The sequence below is a fragment of the Chryseobacterium indologenes genome (assembly GCF_018362995.1).
In the GTDB taxonomy this organism is placed as follows: Bacteria; Bacteroidota; Bacteroidia; order Flavobacteriales; family Weeksellaceae; genus Chryseobacterium; species Chryseobacterium indologenes_G.
This window is the reverse complement of record NZ_CP074372.1, coordinates 2,309,092-2,334,128: the sequence shown is the minus strand read 5'-3', so window position 1 is coordinate 2,334,128 and position 25,037 is coordinate 2,309,092. Positions and strand designations below refer to the sequence as shown.

Here is a 25,037-nt window from a genome sequence, read left to right as displayed (position 1 = left end):
AATTGATGGATAACCAGCGAACTTCACAATTTTCAGAAGACGAAAACGACACAAAGAGAATTAATGTTAGTGAAATTTTAAAACCATATATCCGAAGATGGCCTTGGTTTATTATAAGCGCATTTATTGCTCTCGTAATAGGCTATATTTCATTGAAATTTATGGTTCCTGTATATGGTGTACAGTCTACAATTCTTATCAAAGATGCTAAAAATTCTTCTTCATCAGTAATGGCAAACGATTTGGGAGTCTTACCTGATTTATCAGGAATTGGAGGTCTTAAAACCAATAGTATAGCCAATGAAATAGAAGTTTTGAAGTCAAAAAAAATGATGAGTGAAGTTATCAGCAGTTTAAATCTTCAAACTAATATTACAGCAAAAGGAAAGATCAGAACCCTAGAGTTATATAAAGAAACTTCCCCTGTAGAAGTGAGAGTAATTGGCGAAAAGAAAGATAAAGGTGCTATAAATACAATTCTACTTGCAATCAATGGAGAGAAGTTAACTTTGACTGGTGAAAGCCTTAAAAAAGATATTGTAACAACTTATGGTAAGACAATAAGTTTACCGTTTGCAAACATTATAATAACAAAAAATCCCAAATTTAACTCTGCAGAAGTTAAGGGCATAAACATAAACAATCTGGTGCTTCAGATATCTTCTCTGGAAGCTGCTGTAAATAGCCTTCAAGGGCCGCTTAATGTTGATCTTGTCAATAGAGAAACTACTGTTCTAAAACTTGCATATCAATATCCTCAGATAGCAAAAGCAAAAGATATTATCAATAGCCTGGTAATAGCTTATAACAATGATGCTATTGTAGATAAAAATTCAGAATCAAAAAAGACTTTAGATTTTATTGAAGATAGAATTAAAAAATTATCAGGAGAGCTGGGGGAAGTTGAAAATCAGAAAGAAAGTTTTAAATCGAAAAATAACCTTACTGATTTAGAAACGGAAGCTAAAATTAATTTAGAAAGTTCTGCAGCAGCCAGAGCTAAGCAACTGGATGTAGATGCTCAACTGGAACTTACAACAGCTCTTATAGGTTATGTTTCTAAACAAGGACAGTATCAGGTTCTGCCCGCAAATGTAGGACTGAATAATCCCGAAGCAATATCAGGGATATCTGCATATAACCAACTTGTTTTACAGAGAAACAGATTACTTGAATCTGCTACACCGGAAAACCCTACTGTAGTAGATGTTACAAAACAAATTAACGCAATGCGTAGTTCTATTATGCAGACTCTCCAAAGAAATAGAGTGGGGCTGGAACTGGCAAAAAATGAATATTTAGGAGAACAAAATAAAGTTTCCGGGAAAATATCCAAACTTCCTTCTATCGAAAAAATGTTCAGAAGTATAGAAAGACAGCAGCAGATTAAAGAGAATCTTTACTTGCTTTTACTTCAAAAAAGAGAAGAGACTGCTATTGCACAATCTATTTTAGCTCCAAAAGCAAAAGTCCTGGATGCTGCCTATGCTTCACCAGCAGCGATTTCTCCAAAGACCAATGTTATTTTGACGGTTTATTTAGTAGCAGGTTTATTAATTCCTTTTATTATTATTTATTTAACATTACTTTTCAATAATAAAATTGTTACAAAACATGACCTTGAAAAGCTTGTACATGCACCTATTATTGCTGAATTACCAAGTCTTGAAAAAGGAGATTCTGAGATCGTAAAAACGAATGATATTACTCCGATGGCGGAAGCATTTAGAATTCTTATTACCAATATGAATTTCATGCTTTCAAAAGATGGAAAAGGAAAAGTTGTATTTGTTACTTCTACAGTAAAAGGAGAAGGAAAAACGTTTACTTCTGTCAATTTAGCTTTGACATTGGCTAATCCTAAGAAAAAAGCAATTATCATAGGATCTGATATCAGAAATCCTCAGCTTCAAAGATATAATCCTGCAAGAAAAGGACTTACCGGACTTACAGAGTATCTTTATGATGACAATACTAAACTTGAAGATATTGTTCATGTATCATCTTTTAATCCTTATCTGGATGTAATTTATTCAGGAATGATTCCTCCGAACCCAACAGAATTATTATCCAACGGTCGTTATGAAATCCTTTTAAGTGAATTGAAAGATAAATATGAGTATATTATCTTAGATACAGCACCATTGCTTCTTGTTACAGATACATTCCTTATTGCTGAACTTTCGGATATTACTATTTATGTATCCAGATCTAAGTATACAGAAAAGGCATTATTAGAATTTGCAAATAGCAATATTGATCAGAAAAAAATTAAAAATGTTGGATTTGTACTGAACGATGTAAATAGAGAAGATTTAGGATATAGTAACAAATACGGTTATGGATATAACCAGCATGCAGAACAATCTTGGTTTCAAAAAATAAAAAATAAACTTAGTTAATGATAACAACATATAAAATAGCGGTTATAGGCCAGGGTTATGTAGGTCTTCCTTTATCTCTTGAATTTGCAGATCATTATCCTGTCTTTGGATTTGATATCAATACACAGCGTGTTGATCAGCTTAATGAGGGAAAGGATATAACGCTTGAAGCAGATGTTGATAAATTAAATAACGGGCTGAAAAAATATAATGAATCTAATGGTTCTTTAGGCTACAAGGCAACAAGCCTGTTGTCTGATATTTCTGAAGCTAATGTATTCATTGTAACAGTTCCTACCCCTATTGATAAATACAATGCTCCGGATCTGAATCCACTGATTTCTGCCTCAAAAATGTTGGGCGAAATTATCAAAAAAGGAGATATTGTTATCTATGAATCTACAGTTTTTCCAGGATGTACCGAAGAAGAATGTGTACCGGTTCTTGAAAAATATTCAGGACTTCAGTTTAACGAAGACTTTTTTGTAGGATATTCTCCAGAGAGAATTAATCCGGGAGATAAAGTGAATACGCTTACCAGTGTTAAGAAAGTAACTTCAGGTTCTACGGAAAAGATTGCCGAAGAAGTGGATAATCTATATAAGAAAATCATTACAGCTGGAACGCACAAGGCACCCAGCATTAAAGTTGCAGAAGCTTCTAAAGCTATTGAAAACGCACAAAGAGATGTTAATATTTCCTTTGTGAACGAATTAGCTTTAATTTTTGATAGAGTAGGAATTGATACCAATGATGTATTGGAAGCTGCTGGAACAAAATATAATTTCCTTAAATATAAACCGGGATTAGTAGGAGGACATTGTATCTCCGTAGATCCTTATTACCTTGCACACAAGGCAGAGCAGTTAGGATACCACCCGGATGTTATTTTATCAGGAAGACGTGTAAACGATTCTATTGCTAAGTTTGTTGCAGCTAAAGTAGTAAAGCTTCTTATTGCAAAAGGTGGAGTGATCAAGAATTCAAATGCCTTGATTTTAGGAGTTACGTTCAAGGAAAACTGCCCGGATGTCAGAAATACTAAAGTTGTTGATATTTACAGAGAACTTGCTGATTACGGAGTGAATGTAGATATTTATGATCCGTGGGCGAGCAAAGAGGAAGTAAAACATGAATATGGAATTGATATTCTGGATACTCTGCAGGAAGGGAAAAAGTATGATTCTTTAGTTATTGCAGTATCTCATAATGAGTTTCTGGAAATGGATATGGATCAGCTTAAAAAAGAAAATGCTGTGGTTTTTGATACCAAGGCATGTTTAGACAGAAATCTGGTGGATGCAAGACTGTAACAGATAATGAGCTATGATATTATAATCATTGGTGCAGGTTTGGTAGGATTGGCTACGGCCTATCAAACTAAGCTGAAAAATCCTGATTCTAAGATTTTAATTTTAGAAAAAGAAAACGATGTTGCATTGCACCAATCGGGACACAACAGCGGCGTAATCCATAGTGGGATTTATTATAAACCAGGCAGCCTTAAAGCAAAAAACTGTATCGAAGGATATAATTCAGTCATTAATTTTGCCGAGAAATACGGAATAAGATACGACCTTTGCGGCAAAATAATCGTAGCTACCTCACAGGAAGAATTACCCCTTTTAGATAATATTTATAAAAGAGGTATTGAAAACGGTCTGCAAAACTTAAAATATCTTTCAAGAGAAGAATTCCGTGAAATTGAACCTCACTGCGAAGGTATAAGAGCAATAAAAGTGCCACAAACCGGAATTATTGATTATCCGGGAATAGCAAAAAAAATAAAAGAACTTTTTGAAGAATTAGGAGGAGAAGTGAGATTCAACAATGAAGTAAAAAACATCATTGATAAAGGATCTGAAATTATTGTAAACACCAACGTTTCCGAATTTAAAACCAAAAAGCTGATTTCCTGCGCAGGACTTTATTCTGATAAGATCACCAAAATGACCAACGAAAAAAACGATGTGGTCATTATTCCGTTCAGAGGAGAATATTATAAGATTAAGGATGAAAAAAAATATTTGGTAAAACATCTTATTTATCCGGTTCCTGACCCTAGCTTTCCGTTCCTTGGAGTACACTTTACCAGAATGATTGATGGTAATATCGAAGCTGGTCCTAATGCTGTTTTGGCTTTCAAGAAGGAAGGATACCATTTTTTCGATTTCAATTTCAACGAAACGATGCAGACTATGCTATGGCCTGGATTTAGGAAAATTGTAGCGAAATACGGAAAAACAGGAATGGGAGAAATGCACCGTTCACTTTCCAAATCCGCGTTTACAAAAGCTTTACAGAAACTTTTACCGGAAATACAGGAAAATGACCTCGTAGCAGGAGGCTCAGGTGTAAGAGCTCAGGCTTGTGACAGAAATGGAGGATTAATTGATGATTTTGATATCGTGAAAAACGGAAACATTATTCACGTAAGAAATGCACCCTCTCCGGCAGCCACTTCCTGTCTTTCTATAGGAAATAAGATCAGTGAGCTTATTGTGAATTAAAATGCACCTCTACGTGCACTCAAAAACTAAAGATATGAAAATTCAAATGGTTGACCTTAAAGGTCAATACCTGAAAATAAAAGAAGACATAGATGCCGGTATCCAGGAATGTATAGACAATACAGCATTTATTAATGGTCCTGCTGTAAAAGAATTTCAACAGGATTTCGAAAAATATTTAGGTGTAAAACATGTTATCCCTTGTGCTAACGGAACTGATGCCCTTCAAATTGCCATGATGGCACTTGATCTGCAGCCTGGTGACGAAATTATCTGCCCGGCTTTCACTTACGTAGCTACTGCTGAAGTTATTGGTCTTTTAGGATTAAAACCCGTAATGGTAGATGTAAACGGAGATACTTTTGATATTGAACTTGAGGATTTACAAAAATATCTGACACCTAATACCAAAGCAATTGTTCCTGTTCATTTATATGGGCAAAGTGCCAATATGGAAAAGATTCTTGAATTTGCAGAAAGGCACAATCTTTTTGTTATAGAAGATAATGCTCAGGCAATGGGTTCCGATTATACTTTTTCTGACGGAACCGTCAAAAAAACGGGAGCTATTGGCCATATCGGGTGTACCTCATTTTTTCCGTCAAAAAACCTGGGTTGCTATGGTGATGGAGGTGCGTTAATGACGAATGATGATGATCTGGCTTTAAAAATCAGAATGATTGCCAACCATGGTCAGGAAAAGAAATACTATCATAAAGTTTTAGGTTGCAATTCCAGATTAGATACAATTCAGGCAGCCGTTTTAAAAGTTAAGCTAAAACATTTAGATGAATATTCTGCTGCCAGAAACAGGATGGCTGATTATTATGATAAAAATCTTGCTGGTATTGCCGAAATTCAAATACCCAAAAGAGCTGAAAACTCTACCCACGTATTCCATCAGTATACCCTTAGAGTGAAAAATGGGAAAAGAGATGACCTACAAAAATATTTGGCAGAAAAGAATATTCCAAGTATGATTTATTATCCTTTACCCCTTTACAAACAAGAAGCTTTTCTTCAATACGTGGAAGAAGGTTTTAGTCTTCCTGTTACGGAGCAGCTTTGCACCGAAGTGATTTCCCTTCCTATACATACAGAATTTGATCAGGAAGTATTGGATGTTATTGTTACAGAAATTAAGAATTATTTTAATTAATATAAAGCAGATATGTCAGATTTTTTTGCACACGAAACAGCTGTTATTGATGAAGGTTGCCAGATAGGGACCGGAACCAAAATTTGGCATTTTTCACACCTTATGACCGGCTGCGTTTTGGGAGAAAAATGTAATATAGGACAAAACGTTGTTATTTCTCCAAAAGTAATTTTAGGAAAGAATGTAAAAGTTCAGAATAATGTTTCTATTTATGAAGGAGTAACATGTGACGATGATGTCTTTTTAGGTCCTTCAATGGTTTTTACCAACGTGATAAATCCAAGAAGTGCCGTAAACAGAAAGAATGAATATCTGAAAACACATGTGGGAAAAGGTGCATCTATAGGAGCTAATGCAACTATTGTCTGTGGACACAATATAGGTCAGTATGCCTTCATTGGAGCAGGAGCAGTAGTTACAAAAGAAGTGCCGGATTATGCATTGGTAGTAGGAAATCCTGCCAGACAAATGGGGTGGATGAGCGAATTTGGGCAAAGACTTCAATTTGATGCAGAAAATATTGCCGTTTGTGAAGAAAGTGGAGAAAAATACAAATTAGAAAACAATAAAGTTTCAAAAATTTAAAAACATACAAATGAGTGAGAAAATAAAGTTTGCAGTCGTTGGCTGCGGGCATATCGGAAAAAGACATGCCGAAATGATCTTAAGAAATGAGGAATGTGAATTGGTTGGATTGATCGATGTTAAAGATAAATCTTTACTGGGCATTGAAAATTATGAAGTTCCCTTTTTTGCATCACTGGATGAATTCTTAGCTTCCGGAATTGAAGTGGATGTTATTAATATTGCATCCCCAAACGGATTCCATTTTGAACAGTCTTATAAAGTGATTGATGCTGGAAAGCACGTTGTGGTAGAAAAGCCAATGGCTCTGAAAAAACAACATGCTGAAAAACTTATTTTTCAGGCTTTACATAAGCATAAGCAGGTGTTTGCAGTGATGCAAAACAGATACTCTCCACCTTCTGCATGGGTAAAAGAAATGGTAGAGAGCGGAAAACTTGGGAAAATATATATGGTTCAGCTTAATTGCTACTGGAACCGCGATGACCGATATTATAAACCGGAATCATGGCATGGAAAGAAAGATCTGGATGGAGGAACTTTATTTACACAGTTTTCTCATTTTATAGATATTATGTACTGGTTATTCGGTGATATTACCAATATTCAGGCAAAATTTGCAGACTTTAATCATGAGACTCTTACTGATTTTGAAGACTCAGGTTTTGTTAGCTTTGATTTTGTAGACGGAGGAATGGGATCATTAAACTATTCTACTTCGGTATGGAATCAGAATCTTGAAAGTTCTATGACAATCATTGCAGAGCATGGAGCAGTGAAAATCGGAGGACAATACATGGATAAAGTAGAAGTTTGTAATATAAAAGACTATGTAATGCCGGAATTAGCTCCAACGAATCCTGGAAATGATTATGGTGCTTACAAAGGATCTGCTGCCAATCACCACTATATCATTGAAAATGTTGTAGATGTACTGAAAGGAAGAAATACCATTACAACCAATGCTCTGGAAGGATTGAAAGTGGTGGATATTATTGAGAGAATATATGATAAAAAGTAGACAATTTTCATAATAGCTTAAATTTTGGTAACAAGTAATTATTTCTCAGAAATACTTTCCGATAATCGGCTGCAAGATTGGGTGGGTAATATTTTTAGAGAGAGATTTGATGTAAATGTCCAGGTTAAGTTCTCTGAGGACTGCTTTTGTCTGACTTTTTCTAAAAACAGCCATTTTGTAACGATTAACTTTACAAATAATGGTAGACAAGCATTTTTCAATAAAGAAAAAGTCTTCAGTTATGTGTCCGGAGAATCTATTTCAAAAACAGCAGGGCTGGAAATTCCAAATGAAAATTTAGTTTTATTTGGAGTTTCGGAAATAGATTGGTTTATCAGGAAAGAAAATAATGTTTTTACAATAAATTATGACTTCATATCATACATGATATGGTCTCTCAATAGATTAGAGGAATATGGAGTGAATTCTGAAGATAAACATTCCAGATTTGAGCTGAAAAACTCGCATTTATTTAAGGATGAATTATACCTGAGGCCAGTAGTTGATGAGTGGGTCTATTTTATTGGAAGTATACTTTTAGCCTCTGAAATTGATTGTAAGCAAAATACGTTTTCTTATGAAGTAAGCCACGATGTAGATAAAATATCAAGATATATTAGTGTTCCGAAAATTAAATTTATTGCCCTTTTTCTTATAGATTCTGTAAAAAGACCAAAATTGGCTATTTCTTATCTGATGAATAGAGCATCTTTTTTTGATAAAGAGGCTTCAAATACATTTGATTGGCTTATGGATGTTTCAGAGAAACACGGTATAATCAGTAAATTTTATTTTATTCCAGCCAATACCTCTTTCAAATTTGATTTTAGATACAACTATACCAGTTTTGTAAAACGTCTTATAAAGAAAATTAACGATAGAGGCCATGAAGTAGGTATTCATTATAGTTACAATGCATCATCAAAATTTAATATTAAGACAGAGTGGATGAAGCTCCGAAAAATTTTGTCTGAATTGAACATTTCTACAGAAATGGGAGGTAGAATGCATTATTTAAGAATTAATTTTCTCAAAACACTAAGACAAATTTCTACAGTTGGGCAGAAGTATGATAATACCCTAACCTTTTATGAAACAGGTGGTTTCAGATGCGGAACATGTTTCCCCTATAAACCATTTGATATCTATAACAAATCAATTCTAAATGTAGAAATAAGACCTCTGATTATAATGGAAGGAAGTGTCTTGGATTATTCTAAAATAAGAATAGATGATGATAAAGCTCTTAATTACGTCAAAAAAATAGTTCTTCAGTGTTATAAAGTGGGAGGGAGATTTTCATTACTTTGGCACAATGATGAATTTGAGAATGAAAAAAAGAAAGAACTATACTGTCAGATCCTCGAATTTTGTTCAACCCTGAATAATACAAAGCAAGTATGAGAATTTTGATAACGGATGCAAATTACAAAAACTCTATAGCAATACAGCGGGAATTGTATAAAGATAATATGCACGAGGTTTTTGCTACAGATAAAGAAGCCGTTTTTTTTACTAAAAGATTGGGATATTGCAAAGATTATATTGTGGGGGATTTGGAGGAATCAGTCAAACAGATTAACCCCGAATTTATAATTCCTGTAGGGAGCGAAGCTGTAAAGATATGCTCTGAAAAATATAGGGAATTATGTTTAATACCTACAAAAGAGAGTCTTGAAATAGCATTAAATAAAGATAAAATGCTAATTTTGAATTCTCTTAGCGATGTAAATTATCCTGAATGTAAATTATTTTCAAATCTGGAGGAATTAAGGCTATACAGTAGAGATAAGAATTGTGTTGTTAAATCAAGCAATGAAAGCTTAGCCAAATTTGATCCGCTATATGTAAAATTAGGTTCTGAATCCGAATTTGAAAAAATAGATAAATACTTGTCAGGGGGAGTAAAACTATTAATGCAGGAGCAGGTATCAGGGGTAGGTAGAGGTTTTTTTTGTATTGCTAAAGAAGGTAAAATCATTAGCTATTATATGCACCAACGTATTAGAGAAATACCAATTACCGGGGGATCTAGTACAGCTGCCAAGTCTATTTTTTGTGAAAAAATGTTTAATATATCTAAACAAATTATAGAATATTTAAATTGGTCTGGCCCATTAATGATTGAATATAAATATGATGAAACAAAACAGCAATATTATTTAATAGAGTTAAATCCCAAATTTTGGGGTTCATTAGATTTATCTTATGCAGTAGGACTCAATTTTGGCAAAACCTTGATTGAAGCTTATTCAAATAAGGTGGAAGAACAAATTGAGAAAAAATATGAAGTGGGAAAAAAGTTCTTCTGGGTTTTAGATGGAGATCTTTTGGTTTTGCTTAAAACAGGAAAACTACATAAAATAAAAGAATATTTTTATAAAGACTCTTATACGAACTTGTTTGAAAACTTTTTCGTTGATTCAATCAAATTAATATGGACCATAAAGAAAATTTTCTCAAAGTAAATAAAATGAAAAAGGGAATTTTTCATTTTCACAGTACCTATTCCTATGATGGAATAAATACGATTGAAAAAATAGTTAAAATAATAAGAGATAAAAAACTTGATTTTGTTGTTTTAACTGATCATGAGACCATAAAAGGGAGTTTGGAACTTCAAAGAAAAATAAAAGAACAAAATCTGACTGTAGAGATACCTACTGCTGCGGAATATAAAACGGATCGGGGAGATGTAATTGCATTAAATGTAAAGAATGAAATTACAGATATGAAATGGGAAGAGTTTTATAAAAATGCAAAAGAACAAAATGCAATACTGATTTTACCTCATCCATATGACGGGCACACCCAAATAGAAGAACTGGCACAAGCTGTTGATGTTATAGAAGTATTTAACGCCAGATCATCAGTTATTAATAACTACAAGTCTTATCTGTTGGCTCTAAAATATAAGAAACCTGTAATCTGGAGCTCTGACTCTCATATTCCTCAAACTCTCTTAAATGTAGTGGTAGGATATGAAAAAAAAGATTTGAAATTTCATGAAGCATTAACGAATGGCGAAATTGCACCATTATTTCTTAAAAAAAGTTCAGTATCAGATATTTTTTTATCACAACTTAAAAAAGCGTATGTGAACAAAAATTTTAAATTGTTTATATATATTGTATATAAAACTCTTTTTAAGAGAACTAAAGAAGATTATTTAAATTTATGAAAAGAAAAATAATATCTTTTTTAGGTAGCAATATATTATCTCAATTAATATTACTGATTGCAGTTCCCTTAACAGGAAGAATTTATTCTGATTACGAAATTGGAGTACTTTCCTTTATCTTATCAATTTCAGCCCCATTAGCGTACTTTTATACTTTGTCCTACAACAAAGCAATTATGTTACCAGCAAAGAGCGAAGAATATAGTATGCTGTATGCTGTTTCCATTTTTCTAAGTATAACCATCTCATTAATTTCCTTTTTTGTTATACTTATTTCAATGTTGTTTTTTGATATAGATTCCTATTTTTTAATTGTACCATTGGTTGCATTTAGTCAATCTTTATATAGTGCATCAAAAGATATTCTTATAAAAAAAGGTTTGTTGAATATTGTCAGTAAATCAATGATACTAAACTCTGTGTTTGCAGTTATCATTATACTTTCTGGTTATTATATAAAACTATCATACTGGGTTTTGATATTATCTTATGTCATACCTAATTTTTTAGCGACTATATTTATATTATTTTATATCAAAATACAAAGAAGAAATTTTGTTTACAGAGAGTTTTATAACATTATAATAAAATATAAATCCTTTCCATTGCATCAGATGCCTGCTTATTTTATTAATACTTTTAATGCAGAGTTGCCTAGTTTCTTTATAAAACATTATTTTGGAGAAGCTATTCTGGGAAATTATTTTATGGCTTCTAAAATTGTGAATAAACCATTAAGTTTAATATCTGAAAGCTTAAATGGGTTAATTTACAAGGATTTGTCAGAAACCAATAAAGCTAAACTTAATAAGAAAATGAATACATATGTTGGATTATTATTTTTAGTTTCCTTGTTATTTGCTATAGTATATTTAATTTTTGGTGAATATTTTTTCTCTTTATTTTTTGATATTAATAAATGGAGAAAAGCCTTCGATATGAGTAAAATAATAATTTTCACCACTATTATTTCTGCATCATTTTCTCATTACTCAAGCGGAGTATTGGTTAAGCGGAAAAATAAAATTTTTCTCGTTTGGGAGGTAATTACTACTTTGGTTTTGCTTATTTCATTTTTTTTAGGAAAGAGTTCTACAATAGATTTATTTATATGGATTTATGTGGGAGTAATTCTATTTAGATATTTATTACTTTCTTTACTGTTTAATAAGTCTTGATTTGTTTGTTGCTATGAAGTATTTTACATTACTAATATTTTTTATTATATATAAATTATCTTTAGATTATCTCTATGTTAATTCAATATCTGTACATTACGGATATCTTGGTTATGTAAGAGAATTTAGTCATACAATTAATAATCTTTCTTACGTTGCTATATTATTTTATACTTATTTTTTTAAAAAGATTTTAGAGAAAGATACTCCTGCAAGTTTAATTCTTATGGTGATATATCTCTTATACTTTTTACCGAATTTAACTTTTTGCGTTTATACCAATAATTTTGAGTTCTTTTTGTATAGTGTTATATACTGTGCCATGCTCTTTCTGTTTTATATAAGATATGGAAAAGTGAAATATTATAAAATTTTCGACAATTCTCAATCGATGATTTTGTTTAAAATTTTGCTATACACGGTGGTGCTGATGATGATCGTTTTCTCCGTTATATATAATGGTTTTAATATTAAGTTTGATTTCGAAGAAGTATATGAAATACGGGCAAAAGTCAGTGAATTAAATATGCCGTCGTTTATCAATTATCTCCGCCCGATAGCAAGTATGTTTATTACCATTTCTTTTATGTATTATCTGATACAAAAAAATGTTTTTCTGAGCTGTGTATTTTTCTTTTTTGGCTTAATGATGTATTCCTTTGGTGCACATAAGACAGATTTTGTATTGTTAATATTGACCATACTTATTTACTTTTTTTATAAGAAAGAATATAATAAGTATCTCCTGCATGCATTTATCGGCTTCAATCTTATTTTGATATTTTTTGTAGAATTTGGAAGTGAGAGTGTTCAGATCAGTATTGCCGGTCTTTATTCAAGAACCTATTTTACGCCTACGCTATTAGCCTATTTTCATTATGATTACTTTTCTACTCATGAATTACTTTATCTCAGAGAGCATTTCGGGCATTGGTTTGAAACCACTGTAAATCATAAGAATAATTCTCCTTATATAATAGCAGCAACCTATTTTAATGACCCGGATATGTCTTCCAATACAGGTTTGATTGGAAGTGATTACGCACAATTTGGATGGGTTTCTCTACTGGTATTTCCACTTTTGAGAGCTTTTTTCTTTAGAGTTTTTGATATGTCAAGTTTTAAATTAGATGCAAGAATATATTTGATTTCTAGTTTTTCTTTCGGAGCCCTGTTTATCAATGGAGCTTTTTTTACAGCACTTATTTCAGGTGGGTTTTTAGCCGTTTGCTTTTTACTTTATTTAATGCCTAGATATAAAAAAAATGAATAAAAAAATACTTCATATTTCACCTACAGATATCCGATATGACAGTAGGATATTAAAAGAGCTGAAGGCTGTCCGGAAAATTGAAAATACCACCTTGGTTGCTTATGGTATTAATGATTCCGAAGGACATAAATACGAAACAGAACATATGCCTTTTATTAAGGTGTTCAATATCGCTACAAAAAATCTGAAATTTTTACCAAGACCTGTCAGATATTTTCTTAATCTTATAGAGGCATTTATTAGAATGGTTTTTCCTGGGATCAAATATAAACCGGATATCATTCATTGTCATGATACCCTGTATTTGCCCATTGCTAAAATGATTAAATTATTTTGTGGATCAAAACTGATCTATGATGCCCATGAACTTGAATCAGATAAGGCAGGCCAATCAAAAATACTTTCAAAATATACTCTTTTCATTGAAAAAATGTTATGGAAAGATATTGATATCCTGATTAGTGTGAGCCCTTCAATTATTGATTGGTATGATGAGCATCTTGGGAAAAAGGAAAGTGTATTAATATTAAATTCTCCTTTGCTTGATCCTTCTCAGAAAGAAAATATTAAAAATAATTATCTCAGAGAAAAATTTAATATTCCTGAAGGGAAAAAAATATTTTTATATCTGGGAATAATAAGTGAAGTAGGAAGAGGTGTAAATTTGTATCTTGATGTTTTCCAAAGAAAAGAAGTAGATTCCCATATTGTTTTTATTGGTTATGGTGAATATGTTGATGAAATTAAAAAAATAGCACTCAATAATGATAATATTCATTACCATCCGGCGGTTCCGCATCATCAGGTAGTAGAGATGTCTACATCCGCAGATGTAGGGCTTTGTCTGGTGGAAGCAGTCTCTTTAAGTGACTATTATTGCTTACCGAATAAATTATTTGAATATGCCTTTTCAGAATTATATATTTTAGCATCAGATTTTCCTGATATCAAAAAAATTGTTGCTGAATATAATTTAGGAAAATGTAGTAGCTTGGACGCTGAAAATTTATTTGAAATTGTAAAAGATGTTGAGCATCTAGATTTGAATAATAGAGTGAAAAAAGACCTTTATCCTCTTAGCTGGAACTTTCAGGAAAGTGAGCTGCTAAAAATGTATAATAATATTTTAAAAAATAAAGAATAAAAAATAAAGACAAATGTGTGGAATTTTTGGAGTCGTATCAAAGACTCATATCAACAAACAGAAGTTTCAAACTCTGGTAAAACATTCTGAACAAAGAGGAGTGGACTCCAGTGGTTTGATCTATTATCAAAATAATCACTATAAGGTAAACAGAGCAGATTATAGTATTGAAAAATTACTGAACAAAGTACAGCCGTATAATAATAATATTGTACTGGGACATAGTAGGTTAATTACCAATGGTCTGGGGGATAACCAGCCTGTGGTGAGAGGAAATATATGTGCTATACACAACGGTATCATTGTAAATGAGGATGAAGTTTGGAGTAAATTATCGGTAAGCAGACAACTGAAGATTGATTCCGAGGCTATTGTAGCCATTGCAGAAGAATTTCTTAATAATAAGGAGAACAAAATTGAAGATCTCCCCAAAGAAATACTTTCCTTATGTAGAGGGGTTATTGCATGTGCTCTTGTATTGCCGGAAATAGGAAAGTTGCTTCTTTTCTCCAATAACGGAAGTTTATACGTGGGGTATAATGAAGATAAAACTTATTTTGCTTCAGAAAATTATGGGCTTAAAATTATTGGCTGTGAGAATATCAGTCAGATAAAAGACGAAGCTATGATTCTTGACATCCCTGTTTCAGGAGAAAAACTGAATATTGTAGATGAGAAAAGCAGAGTAGAAAATTTGATTCCTGAATTTAAATTTAATACAATTGAAGAAGGCTTACTGGAATACAAAAAGATAAACATCAAGAGATGTACAAAATGTATACTTCCGGAAACAATGCCTTTTATAAAATTTGATGAAGCAGGAGTATGCAATTACTGTAAAAATTATAAACCAAGAAATAATCCAAAGCCGAAGGAAGAATTATTTAAACTGGTTGAGCCATACAGAAGAAAAGGTAAAGAATTAGACTGTATCGTTCCTTTCTCTGGAGGTAGAGATAGCTGCTATGGATTACATCTTATTGTAAAAGAGCTGGAAATGAAACCTGTTACATATACCTATGATTGGGGAATGGTAACAGATCTTGGCCGAAGAAATATCAGTCGTATGTGTGCAGATCTTGGGGTAGAAAACATTATTGTAGCTGCCGATATCTCACTCAAAAGAAAGAATATCAGAATGAACCTTGAAGCATGGCTTAAAGCTCCGCATTTAGGGATGATGGCAATGCTTACAGCAGGAGATAAACATTTCTTCAGATATGTAGAAGATATCAAGAAACAAACAGGAATCAACCTAAATCTTTGGGGGGTGAATCCATTGGAAGTAACCCACTTTAAAACAGGATTTTTAGATATTGAACCTGATTTTGAAGAAAAAAGAGTATACAGCCATGGTGCTATGAAACAGTTGAGATACCACTCTAAAAGATTCAGAGCGATGATGCAGAGTCCGGGATATTTCAACAGCTCACTTTGGGATACTCTTTCAGGAGAATATTACCGTAGCTTTACTGATAAGCAGGATTATTACCATATTTTTGATTATTGGAGATGGGATGAAGAGCAGGTAGATGATACTCTTTTAAATCATTATGATTGGGAAAAAGCAATAGACACCACTACTACCTGGAGAATTGGAGATGGTACAGCAGCTTTTTATAATTATGTATATTATACTGTAGCTGGCTTTACAGAACATGATACATTCAGAAGTAATCAGATCAGAGAAGGACAAATGACAAGAGAAAGAGCTTTAGAACTTGTCGAAATAGAGAACGCTCCACGTTATCAGAACATCAGATGGTATCTTGATACTTTAGGACTGGATTTTGAACGTGTGATAAAAATCGTTAACAATATTCCAAAATTGTATAAGCAATAATTGATACTAATTATTAAATGCCTATTTATAGATGAAAAATTTATTAATTTATAAACTGAGGTTTATTTTTATTTATTTGTTTTGTACCATCAGCATTTGTCCGGTGGTACAAGCATCTGTAAATAAAACTTCATTAATATCGGTTGAGCCCGTATTCAGACAGCAAAATCTGAAAACGACAGAAATAGTTAATCTGATCAACCATTACAATGATATTTTTACTTCCGAAACAAAAATGGCAAATTGGCCCAATGCAGCTTATGATTGTGCCGCTTTTTTATATATTCCTATACAATATGGTTATGATACGAAAAATCAGGAAATTATAAAAAGACTGCAGGTGCTTTTTACTTATGAAAGACTGCTTACCATAAAGAATAGAGCAGATATAGATGATTTAAGTAAAAGAACTTTCTATTTTACAGTTTCCGAATATCTTAGAAAAAGTGGAATACGTGGCGATGCCGAAAAGACCAAAATGTTTAATTTCATCAAAAAAGAGATATTAAACTATTGGAACAATGTCTATGCAAATATTTGGGAAGCAGAATCCAGGAAATTCTATGGAGTAAAACAGAGAGTCGAGTTTTTGCTGACAGGTGAGTATAATGGAGATATGAGCTATTATAGTGCATTTACCGATCTTGAGCTTTATATTATGGGAACAGGAGTAAGCCTGTCACTTATAGAAAAAGATGCCTCACTTACTGCTACGAGGGATCTGATAAACATTAGAAACTCTTTTTATAAGGTAATGCAGAAAAAAGTAGTATTTCAGGATAATGTATGGTATCTGCAGCCCAATGTCTGGAAAGATCACCCTAATTTTCAGGATGTGGTCTTAAAAAAGAATCAGAATGTTAATTGGGATGCATCTCATTTTTCGAGAATGCCGGCTTATCTCCATATTCTGAAATTAGCATTTCTGTCTGATACTACAAAATTTCAATATTTAGAGAAACTTAATACGCTGCTTTCAAAACAATTACTGAACAATATTGCAATGTATGACCCCAAAAATGGGATTTACACCTTTAATAATTTTGTCGATGGGAATAATAGCAATTTTAGAAGTAATCTTAAAAAAGGAGATAAGGGATTATCACCTTCTGAAGATTATACCCATATTTTTTATGGATGGTGGAAGATGTTGAATACGAATGAAGTAAATATGATGTATGATAAAATTTCACTTAAATATTCATATTATTCCAATCAAAATCCTTACATCAATGATAATAAAGGATATTTTCAAGAAATTGTAAATTTAAAATAAACACATACTTACTGATGAATATCTGGCTGATTTCCAAATATGCCTCACCACCACAATACGCAAAAGTTCCATCACGTTTGTTTTATTTGGCAAGAGAATTTAAAAGACAGGGAAATAATACCCTTATGATAACTTCAGATTCTAATCATTTTACCCATTGTCCTGAAACTGACAAGATCTATAATGATGAAGAACAGGATGGGGTGTCAATAAGATGGATTAAAACAAAAAAATATACTAAAACAGCATCTATAGACAGGATTTTATCGTGGTTTGATTTTGAAAGAAAGCTGTTTTCTATGAAACTTTCCGGGATGCTGAAACCTGATGTGGTTATTGTTTCATCACTTTCTATTTTTACTATTATTTATGGTTATTATCTGAAAAAGAAATTTGGTAGTTTTTTGGTTTTTGAAATCCGTGATATCTGGCCTTTAACGATGACAGAAGAGGCCGGTTTTTCTAAATCACATCCCCTTGTTTTACTGATAGGATTTATAGAAAAGTTTGGATACAAAAAGGCTGATCTGGTTGCGGGTACAATGCCAAGGCTGGATTTACATGTAGAAGAATTACTCGGATATAAAAAACCTTTCCATTGTTCACCATTAGGATTTGATCCTGAAAATTATTCTGAAGAATTCCTGAAAGAAAAAAATCCGTTTTCGGAGATAGTGCCATCAGACAAAGTAATCATTGGCTATGCCGGAAGTATGGGAGTTACCAATGCGTTGGAACCTTTTATTGAAACCATACAGATGATGAAGGAAAATCGTAATATCCATTTTGTACTTGTTGGAAGTGGTGATCTCAGAGAATCTTACGAAGAACAGTTAAAAGATTGTTCTAATGTTACGTTTTTACAAAGAATCCAGCAAAGCGAAGTTAAATATTTTCTTGAAGCCTGCGATATTCTGTACCTATCAACTAAAGATTCAAAAGTGTGGGATTACGGACAATCCATGAATAAAGTAGTTGAATACATGTTGGCTGCAAAACCGATTATTGCTTCTTACACCGGATATCCTTCGATGATTAATGAAGCGGATTGTGGTAAATTTATCAACAGTACCTCTGCAGAAGATATCAAAAATGCAATTTTATATTATGCCAATATGAGCTCAGAAGAAAGATTTGCAATAGGTGATAAAGGCAGAAAATGGATTTTTGAAAACAGAACGTATCCGGTATTGGGAAAAAAATATATGGATGCTATTTTATTTCATTCCCTAAAGCAAAAGAAGTAGCTTTGCACTGGCTGAAATAAAAAATAGGCAATTTTGAAAATTACTATTAATAATAATTTCATTGATAAACTATTCCTGTTGTCTGTTATGGTGGGAAATACTATCGCCATTTCTTTTGCAAAACCTTTGGGAATGGACCCCAGGAATTTTTCTGTCCCTTATAGAATATTAATCATTCTATTTTCTTTATTGATCATCTATAGAGAAAGAAGAAATATTAATCTTAAAAATGTTTCAATAATAAGCCTTGTTGGATTCTGGATTTTTTATATCATCAAGCTTATCTATTCGTTTAATAATTATCCTTTTAATCAGGATGTATTATTATCAGAGAATGAAGATATTTTCAGAATTTTATTTATGGCACTTTTACCAAGTTTTGCATTATTATGTATTAATTACAATAAAGTAGATTTCAAGAGCATAACAAATTATTGTATCACTATTTTATGTGGTCTTCTCGTTGTAAACTATATATATGGTTTTATAACATTAGATCATATTTTTAGTACATACTATATTATGTATGGGCATATAGGAGCCTCATTGTTTATCATATCATTATTTTTGCTTCTGTTTTGTAAAAAAGATTATAACTCATTTTTTCTATTCTTCTGTCTTTTTTTAGGTCTTTTTAATGTGATTCAGTCTATGGCGAGAAGTCCGTTATTAGCTGTTTTTGTATGTTCTTTTTACATGGTTCTTTTAAAAGGAAATAAAAAATATCTGTTATCTATAATTACATTGGTTTTGTTATTTATAGGTTTGGTCATTTTACATGAACATTATGGAAATGAGCAAATAACAAGCTTTAACAGAATGTATAAATGGGTTGCAAATGGTGATACATCGGGAAGAGGACCTTTATACAACAGAGCTATTGAAATCTTTAATTCAAATCGTTTTTTAGGTGGAAGAATTTTATATGAGGACGGTGTTCATCCGCATAACATCTTTTTAGAACTTTTAATGGCTACGGGTATTTTAGGGTTAATTATTTATTTCCTAAAGTTTTTACCTGTTTTAAAAAATGCTGCTTTATTTTGGAAAATTCAAAAGGGAAATATATACTATAAACTGATTTTTGCGTTATTTTTGCAATACTTTACCTTGGTACAGACTTCCTGTAATCTTTTCAATATACCGGAATTTTTGTACTTTAGCTCAATAATTATAGGTATTGGTTATACAGTAAAAACACAGGAAATTTAAAAAGATATTTATAAAAAGTATATGATGATTGATACACTTAATTTCTAAAAATGTACAAAAATTATTTAAAGAGGATTTTCGACTTTGTAGTTTCTCTCATAGGAATTACATTTCTGCTTCCAATTTTTCTTATCGTAATGATTGGATTGTTTATTTCTAACAATGGTAAACCCTTTTTCTTTCAACAGAGACCTGGTAGAAACGGTAAGATCTTTAAAATTATAAAGTTTAAAACAATGAATGATAAAAAGGATTCTAACGGAACCCTTTTATCAGATGCAGAAAGACTAACAGCAATTGGATCTTTCGTCCGTAAAACATCTTTGGATGAAATTCCACAATTAATCAATGTTTTGAAGGGAGATATGTCACTTATTGGACCAAGACCTCTTTTGGTTCAGTATTTACCTTTATATAATCAACATCAGGCCAGAAGACATGACGTGAGACCAGGAATTACAGGTTGGGCGCAGGTAAATGGTAGAAATGCAATATCGTGGAATCAAAAGTTTGATTACGACGTATGGTATGTAGAAAATATATCATTGATGTTAGATGTGAAAATCTTCTTTTTAACGGCTAAAAAAGTTTTTATAAGAGAAGGAGTTTCTGCTGATGGACATGTAACCATAGAACCCTTTCAGGGAAATTAATTGATCGTTATGTATTTATTTGGAGCAAGTGGACACGGAAAAGTAATTGCAGATATTGCAATGGCTAATGAGATAAAGATTAAGGCATTCATAGATCAGGATATCACTAAAAATGAATGCTATGGCTTTCCTGTATTAAATAATTTACCTGAAGATAAAGAAAAACTTATTATTTCAATTGGAAATAATCTGACTCGTAAGAAAATTGCAGAACAAATTAATCAAGAGATTGGCACGTTAATACACCCAAAGTCAATCATTTCAGGTTCTGTGAAAATAGAAGAGGGAACAGTAGTTATGGGAGGTGTGGTAATTAATGCAGATACTGTCATTGGCAAACACTGTATCATCAATACCAATGCCTCTGTAGATCATGACTGTGTGATTGAAGACTTTGTTCATATTTCACCTAATTCGGCACTGGCAGGGGGAGTGGAAATTGGAGAAGGCTCTCAGATCGGAATCGGTGCTTCGGTAATACAAGGAATTAAAGTAGGAAAATGGTGTGTAATAGGTGCCGGATCGGTAATTATTAATGACATCCCTGATTATTCAGTTGTAGTGGGGAATCCCGGTAGAATTATTAAGAAAAATATTATATAAACAAATTACTAATCAAAAATATGAATACTAAAATCTGGTTGTCCTCACCCCATATGGGAGGTAACGAACAAAAATATATCAACGAAGCATTTGAAGAAAACTGGGTAGCACCATTGGGACCTAATGTTGACGGACTTGAAAAGGATCTGGAGCAGTTCTTGGGTGGAAGTGCAAAAGTTGCCGTTCTTTCTGCAGGTACCGCAGCATTGCACCTTGCGCTTATTGAATGTGGAGTAGAGCATGGTGATGAGGTCATCTGCCAGTCAATGACTTTCTCAGCATCAGCCAATCCTATTGCTTACTGTGGGGGAACTCCTGTTTTTGTAGACAGTGAACCTGATACCTGGAATATGTGTCCAAAAGCTTTAAGAGAAGCCGTTGAAGACAGAATTCAAAAAGGAACAAAACCCAAAGCTATCATTGTAGTTCATCTGTATGGTATGCCTGCAAAAATGGACGAAATTATAGCCATTGCTCAGGAATTCCAGATTCCTGTTATAGAAGATGCTGCAGAAGCTCTTGGTTCTACTTACAAAGGGCAGGCTTGTGGAACATTCGGACGTTTTGGAATATTAAGTTTTAACGGGAACAAAATTATTACCACCTCAGGAGGAGGAGCTTTGGTTTGCCATACTCAGGAAGATAAAGATAAAACGGTTTTCCTTTCTACCCAGGCAAGAGATAATGCACCTCACTATCAGCATTCACATATTGGTTTCAACTACAGAATGAGCAATATTGTTGCAGGAATAGGAAGAGGACAGATGGAAGTGCTTAAAGATAGAGTGGAAGCGCGTAGAGCAATGCACGATTTCTATTTTGATATCTTCAAAAATATTGAAGGAGTGACCGTATTCTCAGAGCCTGGAAATGATTTTTATTCAAATCACTGGTTATCTGCCATTATTGTTGATCCGCAGGTTACAGGAAAAGACAGAGAAGGCTTAAGACTTGCGTTTTTAGAAGATAATATAGAATCAAGACCGCTTTGGAAGCCTATGCATTTACAGCCGGTTTTTGAATCTTCTCCTTATTACGGAGGCAAAATTTCCGAAAATCTTTTTGATAACGGATTATGTCTTCCGTCAGGGTCTAACTTGTCAGATGATGACAGAGAAAGAATAGCAACCGTCATCCGTAACTACTTCGGAGTTTAATATCATTGCATTTAATGAATCAGTACAAATATTGGAAAGTGGTTTTTGATTTTATCTTAGCGGTAATATTGACCCTCTTTCTTATGCCGGTACTGATTATTTTATTTGTGGTTGCAAGTCTCGATACATCATCAAGTGGTATTTTTTTTCAGACCCGGATAGGACAGTATGGAAAGCCATTTACCATATATAAATTTAAAACAATTCATGATAACAAAAGAGTATGCTCCAAAATAGGACAGACCCTCAGGAAATTTAAATTTGATGAATTTCCCCAGTTGTTTAATATTTTAAAAGGTGATATGAGTTTTGTGGGACCCAGACCAGATATCGAAGGGTATTACGATAAACTTGCCGGAGCAGATAGAAAAGTTCTGGAATTAAAACCAGGATTAACCTGTGAAGCAAGCATTAAATACAGAGACGAAGAAAATCTTCTGAACAGCCAGGAGAATCCGTTGGAGTATAATGATGAAATATTATTTCCGAACAAAGTAAAAATGAATCTTGATTATTATGAAAATATGTCTTTCAAAAATGATACAAAGATTTTATTTAAAACAATAATAACCATATTGAAATAGAGTTTTTTTACTATTATGAAAATTAAAGAAACCCCGCTTAAAGATTGCTATATCATAGAGCCTACCATATTTGAAGATGAAAGAGGCTACTTCTTTGAAAAGTTCAACGAAAAAAAATTCGAAGAACTCACAGGAATGAACGGCCACTTTGTACAGGATAATATTTCCAGATCATCTTATGGAGTATTGCGAGGACTGCATCTTCAGAAAGGAGAGCATGCACAGGCAAAACTGGTATCATGCCTGGAAGGCAGTGTGTGGGATGTTGCCGTAGATCTTAGAGAAGATTCTCCTACCTTTGGGAAATGGTTCGGAATAGAGCTTACCGCAGAAAACAAACTACAGCTTTATGTACCGAGAGGTTTTGGACATGGATTTGCCGTATTAAGTACTCACGCTGTATTTTCCTATAAATGCGATAACTTTTATAACAAAGAATCAGAAGGCAGTGTAAAGTTTAATGATCCGGATCTTGATATCGATTGGAAAGTGGATGAAAAAGATGCTATACTTTCTGAAAAAGATCAGAACGCTCCTGGATTTAAAGACAAAAACTTTTAAAATATATCCCTGAAAACCACTTTTATAAAGTGGTTTTTATTTTTTAATTCTTAACTCTTCAATATTTTGTATCTTTGCAGACTCAAAATCAAAACGATGCGTACAAAATCTGTAGGGAAGAAGAAAATCAATGTAGTCACTCTTGGGTGTTCCAAGAATGTATATGATTCTGAAGTATTAATGAGCCAGCTGAAAGCTAATGGCAAAGAAGTGGTTCATGAAGACCGTGGTGACATTGTTGTCATCAATACCTGCGGATTTATTGATAACGCTAAAGAAGAATCTATTAACACCATCCTTGATTATGTTGAGGCTAAAAATAGAGGAGAAGTTGAAAAAGTATTCGTTACAGGATGTTTATCAGAAAGATACAAGCCGGATCTGGTAAAAGAGATTCCGGATGTAGACCAGTATTTCGGAACAAGAGACCTTCCGATGCTTCTTAAACATCTTGGAGCAGATTATAAACACGAACTGGTAGGAGAAAGGCTTACAACAACTCCAAAGCATTATGCTTACCTTAAAATTTCAGAAGGTTGTGACAGACCATGTTCTTTCTGTGCGATCCCATTGATGAGAGGAGGGCATATGTCAACCCCTATCGAAAAACTGGTTTTAGAAGCTCAGAAACTGGCAAAAAAAGGAACAAAAGAATTGATCCTTATCGCACAGGATCTTACTTACTATGGTCTTGATCTTTATAAGAAAAGAGCATTAGGAGATCTTTTAAAAGAATTGGTGAAAGTAGAAGGAGTAGAATGGATCCGTCTTCATTATGCTTTCCCAAGCGGTTTCCCTGAAGATGTTCTTGATATTATCCGTGAAGAACCTAAAGTTTGTAATTATATAGATATTCCTCTTCAGCATATCAATTCCGATTTGTTGAAATCAATGAAGAGAGGAACAACTCATGAGAAAACAGATGCTCTTTTAGGAAAGTTCAGAGAAAAAGTTCCGGATATGGCGATCAGAACAACGCTTATCGTTGGATATCCTGGGGAAACAGAAGAAAGATTCCAGGAACTTAAAGACTGGGTAAGGGAGCAGAAATTTGACAGACTGGGATGCTTTACTTATTCTCATGAAGAGAATACTACGGCTTACGTACTAGAAGATGATATTCCACAGGAAGTAAAAGAGGCAAGAGTAGAGGAAATCATGGAACTGCAGTCTCAGATTTCGTGGGAAAAGAACCAGGAAAAAGTAGGTAAAATATTCAGATGTATTTTTGATCGTAAAGAAGGGAACTATTTTATCGGAAGAACGGAGTATGATTCACCAGATGTGGACAATACAGTTTTAGTTTCTGCTGAAGATACTTATATCTCTATAGGTGAATTTGCAGAGGTTAAAATTACTTCAGCCGAAGAGTTTGACTTATACGGAGAATTAGTCTAGCTAAATGCTTATTAATCAGTTTAAAATAAGATTTGTGAAACTGAGTTATTAACGAAAATTAACATAGA

Annotated in this window: 22 protein-coding genes; all 22 read left to right on the top strand. The window is 33.0% G+C overall.

Annotated features, from left to right (window positions below; all coding sequences use genetic code 11):
• Positions 1 to 5 precede the first annotated feature (5 nt).
• The 22 genes from DYR29_RS10485 to rimO all read left to right on the top strand — a co-directional run bounded on the left by DYR29_RS10485 (position 6) and on the right by rimO (position 24,969).
• On the top strand, positions 6 to 2,402 hold the full coding sequence (locus DYR29_RS10485; RefSeq protein WP_213280428.1) for a GumC family protein: 2,397 nt from the start codon (positions 6 to 8) through the stop codon (positions 2,400 to 2,402).
• Positions 2,402 to 3,697, top strand: a complete 1,296-nt coding sequence (locus tag DYR29_RS10480; RefSeq protein WP_213280427.1) for a nucleotide sugar dehydrogenase — start codon at positions 2,402 to 2,404, stop codon at positions 3,695 to 3,697. Before DYR29_RS10485 ends, DYR29_RS10480 begins: the two co-directional genes overlap by 1 nt.
• Positions 3,698 to 3,703: 6 nt before the next feature.
• The gene (gene lhgO, locus DYR29_RS10475) at positions 3,704 to 4,894 is read left to right on the top strand and encodes an L-2-hydroxyglutarate oxidase (protein ID WP_213280426.1); all 1,191 of its coding nucleotides are present in this window, start codon (positions 3,704 to 3,706) and stop codon (positions 4,892 to 4,894) included.
• 34 nt (positions 4,895 to 4,928) lie between these two features.
• Entirely contained in the window at positions 4,929 to 6,053 is a 1,125-nt protein-coding gene (locus DYR29_RS10470; RefSeq protein ID WP_213280425.1) for a DegT/DnrJ/EryC1/StrS family aminotransferase, read from the top strand.
• A gap of 12 nt (positions 6,054 to 6,065) precedes the next feature.
• A complete protein-coding gene (locus tag DYR29_RS10465) occupies positions 6,066 to 6,638 on the top strand; it encodes an acyltransferase (RefSeq protein WP_213280424.1) in 573 nt (190 codons plus the stop codon).
• Positions 6,639 to 6,648: 10 nt separating this feature from the next.
• Entirely contained in the window at positions 6,649 to 7,659 is a 1,011-nt protein-coding gene (locus tag DYR29_RS10460; protein WP_213280423.1) for a Gfo/Idh/MocA family protein, read from the top strand.
• Positions 7,660 to 7,683: 24 nt separating this feature from the next.
• On the top strand, positions 7,684 to 9,063 hold the full coding sequence (locus tag DYR29_RS10455) for a polysaccharide deacetylase family protein (RefSeq protein ID WP_213280422.1): 1,380 nt from the start codon (positions 7,684 to 7,686) through the stop codon (positions 9,061 to 9,063).
• Positions 9,060 to 10,127: an ATP-grasp domain-containing protein gene (locus tag DYR29_RS10450; protein ID WP_213280421.1), complete on the top strand. Its 1,068-nt coding sequence runs from the start codon at positions 9,060 to 9,062 to the stop codon at positions 10,125 to 10,127. Before DYR29_RS10455 ends, DYR29_RS10450 begins: the two co-directional genes overlap by 4 nt.
• Positions 10,097 to 10,840 (top strand): PHP domain-containing protein, encoded by a 744-nt coding sequence (locus DYR29_RS10445; protein ID WP_213280420.1) that lies wholly within the window; start codon positions 10,097 to 10,099, stop codon positions 10,838 to 10,840. The genes DYR29_RS10450 and DYR29_RS10445 overlap by 31 nt, the downstream gene beginning before the upstream one ends.
• On the top strand, positions 10,837 to 12,018 hold the full coding sequence (locus DYR29_RS10440) for a lipopolysaccharide biosynthesis protein (protein WP_213280419.1): 1,182 nt from the start codon (positions 10,837 to 10,839) through the stop codon (positions 12,016 to 12,018). The genes DYR29_RS10445 and DYR29_RS10440 overlap by 4 nt, the downstream gene beginning before the upstream one ends.
• A 391-nt stretch (positions 12,019 to 12,409) precedes the next feature.
• Positions 12,410 to 13,291, top strand: coding sequence for a hypothetical protein (locus tag DYR29_RS10435; RefSeq protein WP_213280418.1), 882 nt, complete (start codon positions 12,410 to 12,412; stop codon positions 13,289 to 13,291).
• Positions 13,284 to 14,435, top strand: a complete 1,152-nt coding sequence (locus DYR29_RS10430) for a glycosyltransferase (protein ID WP_213280417.1) — start codon at positions 13,284 to 13,286, stop codon at positions 14,433 to 14,435. Before DYR29_RS10435 ends, DYR29_RS10430 begins: the two co-directional genes overlap by 8 nt.
• A gap of 13 nt (positions 14,436 to 14,448) precedes the next feature.
• Positions 14,449 to 16,278 carry a hypothetical protein gene (locus tag DYR29_RS10425; RefSeq protein ID WP_213280416.1) on the top strand — a complete coding sequence of 610 codons (1,830 nt, stop codon included), beginning with the start codon at positions 14,449 to 14,451 and terminating at the stop codon, positions 16,276 to 16,278.
• Positions 16,279 to 16,309: 31 nt separating this feature from the next.
• Positions 16,310 to 17,554, top strand: a complete 1,245-nt coding sequence (locus DYR29_RS10420; RefSeq protein ID WP_213280415.1) for a hypothetical protein — start codon at positions 16,310 to 16,312, stop codon at positions 17,552 to 17,554.
• 14 nt (positions 17,555 to 17,568) lie between these two features.
• Positions 17,569 to 18,801, top strand: coding sequence for a glycosyltransferase family 4 protein (locus tag DYR29_RS10415; protein WP_213280414.1), 1,233 nt, complete (start codon positions 17,569 to 17,571; stop codon positions 18,799 to 18,801).
• 33 nt (positions 18,802 to 18,834) lie between these two features.
• Positions 18,835 to 20,013 carry an O-antigen ligase family protein gene (locus tag DYR29_RS10410; RefSeq protein WP_213280413.1) on the top strand — a complete coding sequence of 393 codons (1,179 nt, stop codon included), beginning with the start codon at positions 18,835 to 18,837 and terminating at the stop codon, positions 20,011 to 20,013.
• A 50-nt stretch (positions 20,014 to 20,063) separates the two neighbouring features.
• Positions 20,064 to 20,666 (top strand): sugar transferase, encoded by a 603-nt coding sequence (locus tag DYR29_RS10405; RefSeq protein ID WP_213280412.1) that lies wholly within the window; start codon positions 20,064 to 20,066, stop codon positions 20,664 to 20,666.
• A gap of 9 nt (positions 20,667 to 20,675) precedes the next feature.
• On the top strand, positions 20,676 to 21,269 hold the full coding sequence (locus DYR29_RS10400; RefSeq protein WP_213280411.1) for an acetyltransferase: 594 nt from the start codon (positions 20,676 to 20,678) through the stop codon (positions 21,267 to 21,269).
• Positions 21,270 to 21,289: 20 nt separating this feature from the next.
• The gene (locus tag DYR29_RS10395) at positions 21,290 to 22,426 is read left to right on the top strand and encodes an aminotransferase class I/II-fold pyridoxal phosphate-dependent enzyme (RefSeq protein ID WP_213280410.1); all 1,137 of its coding nucleotides are present in this window, start codon (positions 21,290 to 21,292) and stop codon (positions 22,424 to 22,426) included.
• Between the two features lie 14 nt (positions 22,427 to 22,440).
• On the top strand, positions 22,441 to 23,010 hold the full coding sequence (locus DYR29_RS10390) for a sugar transferase (RefSeq protein WP_213280409.1): 570 nt from the start codon (positions 22,441 to 22,443) through the stop codon (positions 23,008 to 23,010).
• Between the two features lie 15 nt (positions 23,011 to 23,025).
• Positions 23,026 to 23,571, top strand: a complete 546-nt coding sequence (rfbC, locus tag DYR29_RS10385; RefSeq protein WP_047420836.1) for a dTDP-4-dehydrorhamnose 3,5-epimerase — start codon at positions 23,026 to 23,028, stop codon at positions 23,569 to 23,571.
• Positions 23,572 to 23,667: 96 nt separating this feature from the next.
• Complete coding sequence (gene rimO / locus DYR29_RS10380; RefSeq protein ID WP_213280408.1) at positions 23,668 to 24,969, top strand: 30S ribosomal protein S12 methylthiotransferase RimO; 1,302 nt, start codon at positions 23,668 to 23,670, stop codon at positions 24,967 to 24,969.
• Positions 24,970 to 25,037 lie beyond the last annotated feature (68 nt).

Coding starts and splice junctions, on each gene's coding strand:
- DYR29_RS10485 (WP_213280428.1), top strand. CDS start 6: ATGGATAACCAGCGAACTTCACAATTTTCAGAAGACGAAAACGACACA.
- DYR29_RS10480 (WP_213280427.1), top strand. CDS start 2,402: ATGATAACAACATATAAAATAGCGGTTATAGGCCAGGGTTATGTAGGT.
- lhgO (WP_213280426.1), top strand. CDS start 3,704: ATGAGCTATGATATTATAATCATTGGTGCAGGTTTGGTAGGATTGGCT.
- DYR29_RS10470 (WP_213280425.1), top strand. CDS start 4,929: ATGAAAATTCAAATGGTTGACCTTAAAGGTCAATACCTGAAAATAAAA.
- DYR29_RS10465 (WP_213280424.1), top strand. CDS start 6,066: ATGTCAGATTTTTTTGCACACGAAACAGCTGTTATTGATGAAGGTTGC.
- DYR29_RS10460 (WP_213280423.1), top strand. CDS start 6,649: ATGAGTGAGAAAATAAAGTTTGCAGTCGTTGGCTGCGGGCATATCGGA.
- DYR29_RS10450 (WP_213280421.1), top strand. CDS start 9,060: ATGAGAATTTTGATAACGGATGCAAATTACAAAAACTCTATAGCAATA.
- DYR29_RS10445 (WP_213280420.1), top strand. CDS start 10,097: ATGGACCATAAAGAAAATTTTCTCAAAGTAAATAAAATGAAAAAGGGA.
- DYR29_RS10440 (WP_213280419.1), top strand. CDS start 10,837: ATGAAAAGAAAAATAATATCTTTTTTAGGTAGCAATATATTATCTCAA.
- DYR29_RS10435 (WP_213280418.1), top strand. CDS start 12,410: ATGATTTTGTTTAAAATTTTGCTATACACGGTGGTGCTGATGATGATC.
- DYR29_RS10430 (WP_213280417.1), top strand. CDS start 13,284: ATGAATAAAAAAATACTTCATATTTCACCTACAGATATCCGATATGAC.
- DYR29_RS10425 (WP_213280416.1), top strand. CDS start 14,449: ATGTGTGGAATTTTTGGAGTCGTATCAAAGACTCATATCAACAAACAG.
- DYR29_RS10420 (WP_213280415.1), top strand. CDS start 16,310: ATGAAAAATTTATTAATTTATAAACTGAGGTTTATTTTTATTTATTTG.
- DYR29_RS10415 (WP_213280414.1), top strand. CDS start 17,569: ATGAATATCTGGCTGATTTCCAAATATGCCTCACCACCACAATACGCA.
- DYR29_RS10405 (WP_213280412.1), top strand. CDS start 20,064: ATGTACAAAAATTATTTAAAGAGGATTTTCGACTTTGTAGTTTCTCTC.
- DYR29_RS10400 (WP_213280411.1), top strand. CDS start 20,676: ATGTATTTATTTGGAGCAAGTGGACACGGAAAAGTAATTGCAGATATT.
- DYR29_RS10395 (WP_213280410.1), top strand. CDS start 21,290: ATGAATACTAAAATCTGGTTGTCCTCACCCCATATGGGAGGTAACGAA.
- DYR29_RS10390 (WP_213280409.1), top strand. CDS start 22,441: ATGAATCAGTACAAATATTGGAAAGTGGTTTTTGATTTTATCTTAGCG.
- rfbC (WP_047420836.1), top strand. CDS start 23,026: ATGAAAATTAAAGAAACCCCGCTTAAAGATTGCTATATCATAGAGCCT.
- rimO (WP_213280408.1), top strand. CDS start 23,668: ATGCGTACAAAATCTGTAGGGAAGAAGAAAATCAATGTAGTCACTCTT.